The organism is Lacinutrix sp. 5H-3-7-4 (assembly GCF_000211855.2).
Lineage (GTDB): Bacteria > Bacteroidota > Bacteroidia > Flavobacteriales > Flavobacteriaceae > Lacinutrix.
This window is the reverse complement of sequence record NC_015638.1, coordinates 3138333-3152899: the sequence shown is the minus strand read 5'-3', so window position 1 is coordinate 3152899 and position 14567 is coordinate 3138333. Positions and strand designations below refer to the sequence as shown.

The 14567-nt window shown below is 31.9% G+C and carries 12 protein-coding genes and 1 pseudogene; 6 read left to right on the top strand and 7 right to left on the bottom strand.

The genetic code is table 11. The annotated features are described in order from the left end of the window. Positions 1-90 precede the first annotated feature (90 nt). A complete protein-coding gene (gene uvrA, locus LACAL_RS14190) occupies positions 91-2922 on the bottom strand; it encodes an excinuclease ABC subunit UvrA (RefSeq protein ID WP_013871453.1) in 2832 nt (943 codons plus the stop codon). A gap of 121 nt (positions 2923-3043) precedes the next feature. Continuing rightward, a complete protein-coding gene (locus tag LACAL_RS14185) occupies positions 3044-3415 on the bottom strand; it encodes a hypothetical protein (protein ID WP_013871452.1) in 372 nt (123 codons plus the stop codon). Positions 3416-3562: 147 nt separating this feature from the next. Here LACAL_RS14185 and LACAL_RS14180 point away from each other — a divergent pair, with 147 nt between their 5' ends. Beyond that, the gene (locus tag LACAL_RS14180; RefSeq protein ID WP_013871451.1) at positions 3563-4090 is read left to right on the top strand and encodes a hypothetical protein; all 528 of its coding nucleotides are present in this window, start codon (positions 3563-3565) and stop codon (positions 4088-4090) included. 3 nt (positions 4091-4093) lie between these two features. On the opposite strand, the gene LACAL_RS14175 is transcribed toward LACAL_RS14180, so the two are convergent. From LACAL_RS14175 to LACAL_RS14165, 3 genes are all read right to left on the bottom strand, one after another. Then, entirely contained in the window at positions 4094-4834 is a 741-nt protein-coding gene (locus tag LACAL_RS14175; RefSeq protein WP_013871450.1) for a hypothetical protein, read from the bottom strand. Positions 4835-4906: 72 nt separating this feature from the next. Continuing rightward, positions 4907-6595: a gamma-glutamyltransferase gene (gene ggt, locus LACAL_RS14170; protein ID WP_013871449.1), complete on the bottom strand. Its 1689-nt coding sequence runs from the start codon at positions 6593-6595 to the stop codon at positions 4907-4909. A gap of 19 nt (positions 6596-6614) precedes the next feature. After that, on the bottom strand, positions 6615-7208 hold the full coding sequence (locus tag LACAL_RS14165) for an ACP phosphodiesterase (RefSeq protein ID WP_013871448.1): 594 nt from the start codon (positions 7206-7208) through the stop codon (positions 6615-6617). Between the two features lie 123 nt (positions 7209-7331). On the opposite strand from LACAL_RS14165, the gene glmM reads away from it, so the two are divergent. Both glmM and LACAL_RS14155 read left to right on the top strand, forming a co-directional pair. Further along, on the top strand, positions 7332-8720 hold the full coding sequence (gene glmM / locus LACAL_RS14160) for a phosphoglucosamine mutase (RefSeq protein ID WP_013871447.1): 1389 nt from the start codon (positions 7332-7334) through the stop codon (positions 8718-8720). 24 nt (positions 8721-8744) lie between these two features. Continuing rightward, positions 8745-10244, top strand: a complete 1500-nt coding sequence (locus LACAL_RS14155; protein ID WP_013871446.1) for an aminotransferase class V-fold PLP-dependent enzyme — start codon at positions 8745-8747, stop codon at positions 10242-10244. A 57-nt stretch (positions 10245-10301) separates the two neighbouring features. Here the strand turns inward: LACAL_RS14155 and LACAL_RS14150 are convergent, their stop codons facing one another. Beyond that, positions 10302-11192: a lysophospholipid acyltransferase family protein gene (locus LACAL_RS14150; RefSeq protein WP_013871445.1), complete on the bottom strand. Its 891-nt coding sequence runs from the start codon at positions 11190-11192 to the stop codon at positions 10302-10304. Between the two features lie 61 nt (positions 11193-11253). On the opposite strand from LACAL_RS14150, the gene LACAL_RS14145 reads away from it, so the two are divergent. The 3 genes and pseudogenes from LACAL_RS14145 to LACAL_RS15245 all read left to right on the top strand — a co-directional run. Then, positions 11254-11901 carry a rhomboid family intramembrane serine protease gene (locus tag LACAL_RS14145; RefSeq protein WP_013871444.1) on the top strand — a complete coding sequence of 216 codons (648 nt, stop codon included), beginning with the start codon at positions 11254-11256 and terminating at the stop codon, positions 11899-11901. Between the two features lie 3 nt (positions 11902-11904). Next, positions 11905-13299, top strand: a complete 1395-nt coding sequence (gene mnmE / locus LACAL_RS14140; RefSeq protein ID WP_013871443.1) for a tRNA uridine-5-carboxymethylaminomethyl(34) synthesis GTPase MnmE — start codon at positions 11905-11907, stop codon at positions 13297-13299. Further along, positions 13292-13546: pseudogene (locus tag LACAL_RS15245) on the top strand (transposase); the annotation flags it as partial. The gene mnmE and the pseudogene LACAL_RS15245, both read left to right, overlap by 8 nt. A 42-nt stretch (positions 13547-13588) precedes the next feature. Here the strand turns inward: LACAL_RS15245 and LACAL_RS14135 are convergent. Further along, complete coding sequence (locus LACAL_RS14135) at positions 13589-14563, bottom strand: S9 family peptidase (RefSeq protein WP_013871442.1); 975 nt, start codon at positions 14561-14563, stop codon at positions 13589-13591. Positions 14564-14567 lie beyond the last annotated feature (4 nt).

Sequence of the window (14567 nt, the reverse complement as noted above, 5' to 3'; positions counted from 1 at the left end):
GATTTTTATGGTTAACTATTTTAAATATACAAAATATTAAAACGCCTTACTGTTAACAAACTGATAAAGCACACAATTGTATTTTTTAATTTAATTAAGCTCTTTTTTTAAAAATCTTGCAGTATAACTTTTTTTATGTTTAGCAACTTTTTCTGGAGTACCTTCAACAATTATTTGTCCGCCACCTTGACCACCTTCGTAACCAACATCTATAATATGGTCTACGGTTTTAATTACATCAAGATTATGCTCGATTATTAAAACGGTATTACCTTTATCTGCTAATTTGTTTAGTACTAGCATAAGTACTCTAATGTCTTCAAAGTGTAGTCCGGTAGTTGGTTCATCTAAAATATAAAACGTGTTTCCTGTATCTCTTTTACTTAACTCTGTGGCTAATTTAATGCGTTGGGCTTCTCCACCAGAAAGCGTTGTGCTCTGTTGGCCTAAAGTAATATAGCCTAAACCAACATCTTTTATGGTTTTAAGTTTTTTATGAATTTTTGGTATGTTTTCAAAAAAATCAACACCTTCATTAATTGTCATGTTTAAAACATCGCTAATACTTTTTCCTTTGTATCTAATTTCTAAGGTTTCACGGTTAAAACGTTTACCTTGGCATGTTTCACATTCTACATAAACATCTGGAAGGAAATTCATTTCTATAACACGTAAACCGCCACCTTTGCAAGTTTCACAACGACCGCCTTTTACGTTAAAGCTAAATCTGCCGGGTTTGTAACCACGTATCATGGCTTCTGGTATTTTAGCAAATAAACTTCTTATTTCACTAAAAGTACCTGTGTATGTTGCAGGATTACTTCTTGGTGTTCTACCTATTGGAGATTGGTTTATATCTATAACTTTATCGCAATGCTCTAAACCTTTAATACTTTTGTATGGCATGGGTTTTTTTACACCGTTATAATAGTAGGCGTTAAGAATAGGGTATAAAGTTTCGTTAATAAGTGTAGATTTTCCGCTGCCAGAAACGCCAGTAACTCCAATCATTTTTCCTAAAGGAAATTTAACCGAAACATTTTTTAAATTATTTCCGGTACAGCCTTTAAGCTCTATAAACTTACCATTGCCTTCACGGCGTTTTTTAGGAACTTCAATTTCTTTTTTGCCATTTAGGTATGCAGCAGTAAGTGTGTTTTCTTTTAATAATTGCTTTGGTGTGCCTTCGCTTATAATTTCTCCTCCATGTTTTCCTGCTCTTGGTCCAATGTCTATAACATGATCTGCTCTTTCAATCATATCTTTATCATGCTCAACAACAATTACCGAGTTTCCAATATCACGAAGCGAAACTAATGAGTTTATTAGTTTTTCGTTATCACGCTGGTGTAAACCAATACTTGGTTCATCTAAAATATATAAAACACCAACCAATTGCGAACCAATTTGTGTTGCTAATCGAATACGTTGTGCTTCGCCACCAGAAAGTGATTTAGAGCTTCGGTTTAAGGATAGGTAATTTAGACCGACATCCAGTAAAAACTGAAGTCTGGCTTTTATTTCTTTAATTATTTCTTCAGCAATTTTAATTTGCTTATCGCTAAGATGTTTTTCTAAATCTTGAAACCATTCTGCTAAATCAACAATGTCTTTATTTGCTAATTCTGCAATGTTTTTTTCGGCTACTTTAAAATAAAGAGATTCTTTTCTAAGTCTTGAGCCTTCGCAAACGGGACATTTAATCTTGTCCATATAATCTTTTGCCCAACGTTTTAAAGATCGAGATTCTGCCGTTTTGTATTGGTTTTCTATAAAATTTGCAACACCTTCAAAATCTATATTATAATCTCTGGTTATACCTAGCGTTTTACTTTCAACAGAAAACTTATCATTACCACCGTATAAAATAATTTGTTTTGCTTCGTTTGGTATATCTTTATAAGGGTCTGTTAATTTAAAATTAAACCGCTCTGCAATAAGTTGTAGTTGCTTAAAAATCCAGCTTTTCTTTTCTGGACCGTGTGGTGCTAATGCGCCGTTTTTAATAGAAAGCGTATTGTCTGGAACAATTTTTCTTTCATTTACTTGATATAAATCACCAATTCCGTTACAATTTGGGCAAGCACCTTTTGGTGAGTTAAATGAAAAATTATTTGGCTCTGGATTTGGATATGATATTCCCGAACTTGGGCACATTAAATTTCTACTAAAATAACGAGCTTCTTGCGTATCTTGATCTATAACCATTAAAACATCGTCACCATGATACATGGCTGTGTTTATAGTTTCATCTAATCGTTTATCATTTGCAATATTATCATCAACTTTAAGTCTATCAATAACAATTTCTATATCGTGGTTTTTATAACGATCTAGCTTCATGCCTTTAACTAAATCTTTAATTTCACCATCGGTTCTAACTTTTACAAAACCTTGTTTTGCAATTTGCTCGAACAATTCACGATAATGTCCTTTTCTAGAACGTATAACAGGAGAAAGTATGTTAATTCTTTTTCCTTTATAACTTTCTATAATTAACTTTTTTATTTGCTCGTCGCTATAGCTTACCATTTTCTCGCCAGTATTATAACTGTACGCATCACTAGCACGAGCATAAAGTAAACGTAAAAAGTCGTAAATTTCTGTAATAGTGCCAACAGTAGATCTTGGTGATTTACTGGTTGTTTTTTGTTCTATAGCAATTACAGGAGATAAGCCATCAATTTTATCAACATCTGGACGTTCTAAACCACCTAAAAATTGTCTTGCATATGCAGAGAAAGTTTCAATGTAACGCCGTTGTCCTTCAGCATAAATAGTATCAAACGCCAGAGAAGATTTTCCGCTACCAGATAAACCAGTAATAACAACTAGTTTTTCTCTTGGTATGGTAACATCTATATTTTTTAAATTGTGAACTCTGGCACCTTGTACCTCAATGTTTTCTTCGTAATTGGTCATAAATTATTGTCCTTCCTTTTTACATTAAGAAAAGGTGTAAAGATACGCGTTTTTGTTGTAATAATATTGTGAGTTTAGTTTATAGAAATAGTGATGATACTTAATGTTTTAAGCGTGCTAATTAAGCTTTAAGTTTAGCTATTTCTTTAGCTTCTAATGCTTTTTCATAATTAATTTCTGCCGACTTTAAAAAGCCAAAAAACTTTGTGCCGTCTTTTCTTTCTACGGTAATAATTGTTTCGCCATTTTTATTTTTAGCAACATTAGTTACTGTAATAATAGCATCTTTTACACTATTATAGCTTGCAACTGCACCACGTTTAACTAAAATATTTGGTCTTGGAAAATTAATATGCTTGTAAGTTTCACTTGTATTTTCATTTACAATATATTGATCACCAACTTCTGGCATATTTTGTAAAATTAAATTTGAGTTTTTTGCGCTTAAAGATAAGCTTAAGGCTATAAAGCAGATGGTTGTAAGTAATTTCATGATAATTTGTTTTTATTTTAAAAATACTATAGAAAAATAGAATTATCAAGTGCTTTTAGAAATTGTTAACAAACAAATTTTAAATTTTTATTCAATAAAATAAATGATACATTTAGCTTGTAAAAATAACTTTGAAAAATAATTAAAATGAAAATATTAGGAATAGGTTCAAGAATAAATCACACTAAGTTTGGTAAAGGTGTTATTACAAATGTTGATAATAAACAGTATTGGGTAACTTTTATTGAAAACGGACTAGAAACTATTGATTTAGATGAAAGTATAGAGGTTATTGAAGCAGCAGAAAATGAAGTAGATACAGTTAGTTTTTTTGATGTAGAACAAAGCTTTATGCGTTTGCTGAAAAAGTATAGCGACGTTAGTGAAGTTGTGCATATTGGTGATAAATGGAAAGGCGGAAAACTAATTTTAGAGCCAGGAGATACCAATTTAAAAAGCAAAGAAATTAAAATAGATGATTTTTTTCATAAAATCACTATGGTTCGTGACCGTTTGCGAGTTATGGAGCAAAAAATAAATTCAAGTAAAAATCTAGACGAACAAGAGAAAATAGATTTACAACAATATATTACACGAAGCTACGGAAGCTTAACAACCTTTAATGTACTTTTTAAGGTGAAAGCACAGCAGTTTGTTGGGCAGAAGAGTAAATAGTAACTATAATGATTGTTTGGTTTTAATATTTTCAATTTCAATACCTAAAACCATCATTTTATGAAATGTTGGTAATTGAGCTCCGGTTTTGGTTGTTTTCCAGTCGTTCCACGTTGCTTTTAAGCCACCAATAGGTAGGATGTCTACCCACATTTGAAAACTTTTTGGTTTGTGTTCTTCATCAAGATGCCAAAGGTATGAATCTCCAGGTGTTGAACCACCAGAATTATAAGTTACTAATAACGCTTTTTCATTGTTTTCTTTTGTAACAATACTTCTTGTTGTACCATTATCAAACACTTTGTATGGTGCAACAAGCCAAAAAGAATCGTTATTAAAATAAGTGATTGCTTTTTCAATAAGTTCATTTTTGTCTTGGCTAGTAATTGGTGTTTCGTTTTTAAACACTTTACTATTAAACTTGTTGTTTAAATCTAGATTTACTTTGTAGTTTTTCCAGTAAACTTCACAAGTGTTTTTTGCTTTATTCCATTTATAGTGATGACGTTTTTTAAAAGTCCACTCAATATAATCTGTTGTTTTGTAAGCTTCAAAATTTAAAGCAGTTAGCATTTTATTTGCTAAAATATCTGCTTGTGGTGTATTTTCACCTTGAGGTAACTCTTCATTATATTTAAAGTAAACAAAACCATAGAGTAGTAGTGTTGGTAGGGTAAAGAACACTATAATTCCTGCAATAACTTTTAATACTTTTTTTACTGTAAGTTTTTTCTTTTTACTCATTATATATAGATAAAAATACTTTTAAGCTAGGCTAATTTTTGTGCAAAAATACTGAAAAATATATGGTAAGTTTTAAAATCCTGCGGCAGCATCGTCACCACGAGAATCTGCGCCACCTTCAAGCGTACCATTTGGCAAAACTAAAATACCATCAACAATGCCAATAACAGGTGAGCGTTCTTCATTTATGGTGTACCCTTTTTGTTGTAAAGCTAAAATGGTGTCGTTACTAAAACGGTTTGGTTCCATTCTAATTTCGTCTGGTAACCATTGGTGATGAAAACGTGGTGCTTCAACAGCTTCTTTCATACTCATTTTAAATTCATGCACATTTAAAATAGTTTGTAATACTGATGTTATAATTGTAGATCCGCCAGGAGTTCCAACGCTCATTAAAAGTTTACCGTCTTTTTCTACAATAGTTGGTGTCATAGAACTTAACATGCGTTTTTCTGGTAAAATGGCATTGGCTTCAGCGCCAATTAAACCATAAACATTTGGTATGCCAGGTTTGCTAGAGAAATCGTCCATTTCGTTATTTAAAAAGAAACCTAATTCTTGGCAATATAGTTTAGAACCGTAACCAGAATTTAAAGTTGTGGTTACAGCAATAGCATTTCCAAATTGGTCTATAATAGAGTAGTGCGTGGTTTCGTTACTTTCAACAATATCTATAGTGCCATGAGAAACTTCACTTGATGGTGTTGCTTTTTTAAATGAAAAACTTGCCATTCTGTTTTTTAAATAAGCATCACTTATTAATTTATCTTGTGGTATGTTAGTAAAATCTGGATCACCTAAATAGTAACTTCTATCGGCATAGGCACGACGTTCTGCTTCTGCTAATACTTGAATAGTTTTTACGGAGTTGTGTCCAAATTTATCTAAATCAAAAGCTTCTACAGATTTTAAAACTTGTGCCATTGCCACACCACCGCTTGATGGTGGAGACATAGAAATTATACGTAAATCATCATAATTAAAAGTAATTGGTTCTCTCCATACTGGTTTGTAATTAGCTAAATCTTCTTTGGTTATTATACCGCCATTTTCCTGAATAAATCTAGCTAATATTTTAGCTGTTTGTCCTTTATAAAACTCATCGCTGCCATTATTCATAATACGAGTTAAGGTTTTAGCTAAATGTGGCTGTTTTATGGTGTCGTTTTTTTTCCAAACTTTTGTAAAAAGAATAGAATCTTTATTGGTGATTTTAAAATCTTTTAATTTTTCGGCTAATCTAACTTCTTGTTTTTTTGTAACTACAAATCCTTTTTTAGCTAATTCTATTACAGGTTTAATTATGGTTGTAATTGGTAAAGAACCAAACTTTTTATGCACCTCAAAAACACCAGCAACAGTACATGGAACACCAACAGCCATTGCACCGCGAGTACTTAAATGTGGTATAACGTTGCCTATTGAATCTAAATACATGTTTTTTGTTGCAGCTAAAGGCGCTTTTTCTCTATAATCTATGGCACCAATTTTACCACTGTTAAGTCTATAAACCATAAAACCGCCACCACCAAGATTTCCGGCATAAGGATAAGCAACTGCTAAAGCTAAATCTGTAGCCATCATAGCATCAAAAGCGTTTCCGCCTTGCTCTAAAATTTGTTTGCCAATATTAGAAGCTTCTGTTCTAGCAGAAACAACCATAGCATTTTTAGTAATTAATCCACGTATTGGTTCTTCTTTTTTACAAGAGAAAAAGACTGTTAATACTGCTAAATAAATTAGCGTGTTTTGTAATTTCATATTACGGTAGTAAAGTAGTTTATCGGTTTTCTATTTCTTTTAATTTTTTTGCAGAAAAGTGGATGAGTTCATCAAAAAATTTGGTAAACTCGTCTTCAAAATCATTATAGAATTCTTGGAGTTCGTTTATGGCTAAATTCATTTGCGAACGATTTTGTGTTCTACGATTCATACCATCTAAAACTTTTGCAATGCCTTCTATTGAGGCATAGCTTAAAAGCCAGTTGTCTGAAATCATATAAGGCATCATTTTTTGAATTCTAGAAGGAAGTATTTCAAAATTATCTTGTAAATTAGTGTAGAAATCTTCAATATATTCTGCTAAAGGCACATTAGAATATTGGCTCCAGTTTTTAGCCAAGAAGTGATCATATAAAATATCTACAATTACACCAGAATAATGCCCGTAATTTTTGTGAAGCCTTTTTGTGCTAACTCTAACTGTTTTATGTGCATCTGTAAACGTATCAATCTGGCGATGTAATAAAATACCGGTTTGTATATCTTTTGGGTATTTAAGATATTTTTTACCTCGAATACCATCAGCAATAAAATTACCAATAGTTATTTGTTTATTGTTACCAGAAAGATAAATGTGCGCTAGGAAATTCATAGTTTTTCCTGCAGAGGCAGGAATAATTTAGTTAGATTATTTACAATCGTCAATTTACAAATTCATAATTTATAATTACGCTTTTGAAATAGTATATTTGTGCAATAATTAAGAAAATAATTTATGACACTAATAAAATCTATTTCAGGAATTCGAGGTACAATAGGCGGAAACGTTGGCGATAACCTTACACCAATTGATGCTGTAAAGTTTGCATCTGCTTACGGTATATGGTTAAAATCACAACGTGATAAAAAAGATTATCGTGTGGTTGTTGGGCGTGATGCAAGAATATCTGGAGAAATGATACAGAATTTAGTAATGAATACTCTGGTAGGATTGGGTATTCATGTTATAGATTTAGGTTTGTCTACTACGCCAACAGTTGAAATTGCAGTACCTATGGAACATGCTGATGGAGGTATAATTTTAACTGCAAGTCATAACCCAAAACAATGGAATGCATTAAAATTATTAAATGCAAAAGGAGAATTTTTAGATGCAGTAGAAGGTGCAAAAATTCTAGATATCGCAGAAAGCGATGCCATGGCGTTTGTAGATGTAGATAATTTAGGAAAAATAACTAAAAATCAAGCTTATATAGATTTGCATATAGATGAGGTTTTAGAACTAGAATATGTAGATAAAAGTGCTATTGAAGCAGCTAATTTTAAAGTTGTTGTAGATGGAGTTAATTCAACAGGAGGTATTGCAATACCTTTGCTTTTAGAACGTTTAGGTGTAGAAGCAGTAAAATTATATTGTGAACCTAACGGACATTTTCCTCATAATCCAGAACCGCTTAAAGAACATTTAACAGATTTATCTGCAGAGGTACAAAAACATAATGCAGATTTTGGAATTGTAGTAGATCCAGATGTAGACAGATTAGCATTTATGGACGAAAACGGAGATATGTTTGGCGAAGAATACACTTTAGTAGCTTGTGCAGATCATGTTTTAAGTAAAAATCCAGGAAATACAGTAAGTAACATGAGCTCAACTCGAGCACTAAGAGATGTTACAGAAAAACATGGCGGAACGTATGAAGCTAGTGCAGTTGGAGAAGTAAATGTAGTAGCTTTAATGAAAAAAAATAATGCTGTAATTGGTGGTGAAGGAAATGGAGGAATTATTTATCCAGCATCTCATTATGGCCGTGATGCACTGGTTGGTGTCGCTTTATTTTTAACACTTTTAGCCGAAAAGAAAATGAGTGTTAGTGCGTTACGCAAAACTTATACAAGTTATTTTATGAGTAAAAAGAAAATTGCATTAACGCCACAAATAGATGTTGATGCGATTTTAATGCAAATGGCGGCAAAATATAAAGATGAAAATTTAAACACTGTTGATGGTGTGAAAATTGATTTTGCAGATAATTGGGTACACTTACGTAAAAGCAACACCGAGCCTATTATTAGAATTTATACTGAAGCATTATCACAAGAAAAAGCAGATGAATTAGCAGATAAGATTATTGCAGAAATTAAGCAAATAGCTAATATTTAGTATTTTAGTAACACAAAAAAAATTATGATTACTACAAAAGCACCAAGAGAACAAAAATCTGAATTAGAAGCTTATTTTTCTCAATTTAGAAAACATATAATAGGTATAGACCAAGAGTTTGAATCGCCATACGGTAAACAAAAAATGGTTTATACAGATTGGACTGCTTCAGGTAGATTATACAGGCCAATTGAAGAGAAAATTACAAATCAGTTTGGACCTTTTGTAGCTAACACGCATACCGAAACAACAGTATCTGGTACAGCAATGACGAATGCTTACCATAAAGCAAGACATATTATTAAAGGTCATGTAAACACTAATGCAGATGATGTTTTAATAGTAGCAGGAAACGGGATGACAAGTGTAGTAAATAAGTTTCAACGTATTTTAGGTTTAAAAATACCAGAGAATATTAGAAAATATGCTACTATTCCAGATGAGTTACGACCAGTAGTTTTTGTAACACATATGGAGCACCATTCTAACCATACATCATGGCTAGAAACTATGGCTAAAGTAGAAGTAATTCCTGCTGGAGAAGATGGTAATTTTTGTATTAAAAATTTAGAAGTGCTTTTAGAGCAATATAAAGACTGTACATTAAAAATAGCATCTGTAATAGCAGGTAGTAATGTTACAGGAATACAAACACCACATCATAAAATTGCAAAAATGATGCATAAGCACGGCGGTGTTTGTTTTGTAGATTTTGCTTGCTCTGCACCTTATGTAGATATTAATATGCATCCAGAAGATGAAGACGAAGCATTAGATGCTATATTCTTTTCTCCTCATAAGTTTTTAGGAGGACCAGGAACTTCTGGTGTTTTAGTTTTTAATAAAAAACTATATAAAAACATGATTCCAGATTGTCCAGGTGGCGGTACTGTATCATGGACAAATCCTTGGGGAGAACACAAATATATAGATAGTATAGAAGATAGAGAAGATGGTGGAACACCTGGATTTTTACAAACTATAAAAACGGCATTAGCAATTAAGCTAAAGGACCAAATGGGTGTAAAAAACATGTTAGATCGTGAGCATGAACTATTACATTTAATATTTAAAAACCTTGGAGATATAGATAACATTAAAATTTTAGCTCCAAACCAAAAAGATAGGTTGGGTGTAGTATCATTTTATATTGAAGATTTACATTTTAATTTAGGAGTTAAAATATTAAACGATCGCTTTGGAATTCAAACGCGTGGCGGTTGTAGTTGTGCAGGTACTTATGGGCATTATTTATTAAATGTAGACCGTGAGAAGTCTAATGCTTTAACCTGTGAAATTACTTCGGGAGATTTAACACATAAACCAGGTTGGATACGTATGTCTATACATCCAACAACTACATGCGATGAGATAGACTATGTTTGTGAAAGCTTAATAGCATTAGCTAAAAACCACTTAGAATGGTCTAAAGACTACGAGTATAATAAAGCAAACAACGAGTTTATACATAAAACTTTTATACCAAAGCAAGATACTCGTGTAGAAGATTGGTTTAAGCTTTAAAAACAGTAGGTTATTTATTAAAAGTATTAATGGTAATGCTTTTAATGAGTACCTTTTTTATAAAAACTTTTTAGGCACTTTATCGCGGTGTTTCCAGCGTTTGTGAGTCCATAAATAATATTCTGGTTCTTCTTTTACCTGTTGCTCAACATAGTTTTTAAATATGTCTGTAATTTCATAATTATCAAATGTATTTGGGTTTTCTGCAATTGTTTTAAATGTTGTTTGGTAATAACCACGTCCAACTTTTCTAACATCAAAAAACACAACAGCCATATCTAATCGCTTAGCAAGCATTTCGGCACCTGTATGTATTGGAGCCATTACTCCCATAAACTCGTTCCAATGGTGTGCCTTATCTGGTTTTGGAGATTGGTCTGCAACAAACCCAGTAATACTTAACTCACCACTAGCTTTTACATCTTTTAAAGTTTGTATAGTTTCTTTGGTGGTGATTAAATGGCTATTATAACGAGCTCTAATACGTTTTATAAGTCTATCAAAATATTTGTTTCCTAATCTTTTATATACGCCAAAACCTTTATGACTTACGTAAGTTTGTAAAATAAAAATCCACTCCCAACTTGCGTAGTGACCACACATAATAATAATATCTCTGTTTTCCTTTTCAAGTTTCTTTATTACTTCAACATTAGTAAAAGTGTAGCGTTTTTTCATTTCGGCTTCAGAAATAGTCATAGATTTCATAGACTCTACAATCATATCACACAAGTGGTGATAGAATTTTTTTGTGATTGTATTTATTTCTTCTGAAGACTTTTCAGGAAATACTAATTGTAGATTATTAATTACAACTTTCTTTCGGTATCCAAAAATACGATAGATAAAAAGGTATAGAAAATCGGAAAAAGCATATAAAAGCTTAAACGGAAGGATAGAAATTATCCAGAAAAACGGATAAATTAAAATATAGACTAAAAATTGCATCAATTAGTTTTAGATTTGCAATACAAAGATATACTATATTTAAAATAAAACTAAGTAGTTAATGGACATAAATATTATAACACTTGTAATTATTGGAGCTAATGTTATTGCTTCTTTAAAAGGTTTCAACGATTTTGAGTTTTTTGAAAAATACAAGTTTAGTATTGGCGCAATTATTAGAGGAGAGAAAATTAGAATGTTAAGCTCTGGTTTCTTGCATGTTAATTTGCAACATTTAATATTTAATATGTTTTCGTTGTACTTTTTTGCACCAGTTGTTGTTGGTATGCTAGGCGATATAAATTTTGTTATAATTTATTTGGGCAGTTTATTATTGGGTAATGTTTTATCATATTATTTTCATAAAAACGAATATCATTATACGGCAGTTGGAGCAAGTGGAGCAGTTATGGGTATTATTTACTCGGCAATACTATTGCAGCCAGGTATGAGTTTGTATTTATTTTTTATTCCTATACCAATTCCTGCTTATGTTTTTGGGGTTGGCTATTTGTTATATTCTATTTATGGCATGAAAGCCCGAAATGATAATATTGGTCATGACGCTCATTTTGGTGGAGCAATTGGAGGCTATGTATTAACCTTAATTTTGGCATCGTGGTTATTTAAAACCAGTATTTTAATGATTGTTTTATTAGCTGTACCAATTATACTTTTATTTATACTAAAACGCTTAGGAAAAATATAATTTATGAGTTTTAATAACGATACTATAGTTGCATTAGCAACCGCATCTGGCGCTGGCGCAGTTGCAATAATTCGTCTTTCTGGAGAAGCAGCTATAACAATTGCTAATGCCGGTTTTAAGTCTGTAAAAAAAAATAAATCACTTTTAAAGCAAAAAACACACACTATACATTTAGGCCATATTGTAGATGGAGATAGAATTATAGATGAGGTTTTGGTTTCGGTTTTTAAAAATCCAAACTCTTATACAGGAGAAAATGTAGTAGAGATTTCGTGTCATGGTTCTGTTTATATACAACAAGAGATAATTCAATTATTTTTAAGAAACGGTTGCCGTATGGCAGATGCAGGAGAATTTACTCTAAGAGCATTTTTAAATGGAAAACTGGATTTAAGTCAGGCAGAAGCTGTTGCAGATTTAATTGCGAGTGATAATGAAGCCTCGCACCAAATAGCAATGCAGCAAATGCGTGGAGGTTTTTCTTCAGAAATTGCAAAACTTCGTGAAGAGCTTTTAAATTTTGCCAGCTTATTAGAATTGGAATTAGATTTTGCAGAAGAAGATGTTGAATTCGCAGATAGAACACAGTTTAAAGAATTAATTAACCGAATAACCTTTGTATTAAAACGTTTAATAGATTCTTTTGCAGTAGGAAACGTAATTAAAAACGGTATACCAGTTGCCATTGTAGGAGAACCAAATGTTGGAAAATCTACATTGTTAAATGCCCTTTTAAATGAAGAACGTGCCATTGTAAGTGACATTGCAGGAACCACTCGCGATACTATTGAAGATGAATTAGTAATTGAAGGAATAGGTTTTAGGTTTATAGATACTGCAGGAATTAGAGAAACTAAAGATGTAGTAGAAAGCATAGGCATTAAAAAAACCTTTGAAAAAATGGAGCAAGCACAAGTAGTGATTTTGCTTTTTTCTGCTGAAGAGTTTCAAACTGAAAGTCAACGATTAATTTTAGAAATTGAAAAGATAAAAAATCGTTTTCCGCTTAAGCCATTAGTTATTATTGCAAATAAAATAGATACTTTAAACGCATCTGAAACCGAAGAATTAAAATCTAAAATTGATAATATTCATTTGCTATCAGCTAAATCTGGAATAGGAGTAGAGGCATTAAAAGAAAAATTAATAGGTTTTGTAAACACTGGAGCGCTAAGAAATAATGAAACCATTGTAACAAACACACGTCATTACGATTCGCTATTAAAAGCTTTTGAAGAAATAAATAAAGTAAAAGCAGGTTTGGAGTCTGGATTATCTGGCGACCTAATGGCTATAGATGTTAGGCAAGCTTTATATCACTTTGGAGAGATAACTGGAGCTATTACAAATGACGATTTATTAGGTAATATATTTGCAAACTTCTGTATTGGGAAGTAGTGTGCGAGGACGAAGTCGCATAAGTAAAGTGGGTAATAAAAAACTTAGAAATTTGTTGTTTTTAGCAGCCTTTTCAGCCTATTAATACAACAAATCTTGTAAAGCATCATTTGACAGAATAGTAGCCAAAGGAAAGAGTAAAAAACTAGCATTAATTGCTGTGGCAAATAAACTATTAAAACAAGCTTTTGCTATTGAAAAAAGTGGGTTGCCTTATGATGAAAACTTTGTTTCAAAATTAGCTTAAAATTGCTTGTTTTTTAACTCAGTTCTTTGTTGTACACCGTTTTTATCTTCCGTGATATTCCATATTCGGCAATTGTTCAGCGTTCTTTAAATACTTGTCAAACCATTTTAAAACTTGCTCATTAACTTCATCTTTGTGTTCAGAAATTCCGTGGTCGCCTCCTTCAAACATTATAAGTCTGTACGGAATTCTATTTTTTTCAAATTCCAAGGCAAGGTTTAGACTTTGTTCTGGTTTTACTCTCCAATCAGAATTTCCGTGTAGCATTAATATCGGAACATCTTTCGGGAATTTATCAGCCCATTTTATTGCAGACCTTTTTTCTAATTCTACATCTTTATTTTCAGCATAATTTGGAATCAGTTCTGATAAAACACCTGTTTCCATTTCAGGTCTATCTTTAATAGAACTAAAATTATCAGAAACTGCTCCACCAACTACAGCTGCTTTAATCTTATCGGTTTTTGTCAATGCTATATATGTCATCATTCCGCCACGACTCCAGCCGTACATTCCTATTCTATTCGTGTCAGCAACTTCAATTTCATTTAAGACTTCTGTTAGAATAGTTATATCATTAACATCTTTGCCACCAAATTCTTCTTTTCCTTCGCTTCCTCCATTTCCTCTATATTGACTTGCAATTACCACATAACCTTCTTTTGCAATCTGACCAAGTGTAATTGCTCCGTGAACAATTTTAAGTGAGCCAAAATCTCTATTTCCACCTCGATTGTATATTACACAAGGATAATTCCCTTTTTTCTTGGGCTTAACCAAAAGTCCGTTAATTTTCAAACCATCACTTAAATATGTGATTGAATAAATGTCAATACTGTCTAAATATTTAAAATTTTCTTTCCATTTAGTTTGTCCATTTATGTCTTCTGTTAATCTCGGATAAATTGGTGTTTCTGATAAATCAGATATTAATTTTTGACGAAGAAGAAGTTTTTTTTCTTGGGCATCACAATTCGTAAATAATAATAAAAAAGCAAATATTGTAATGTATTTCATAGGT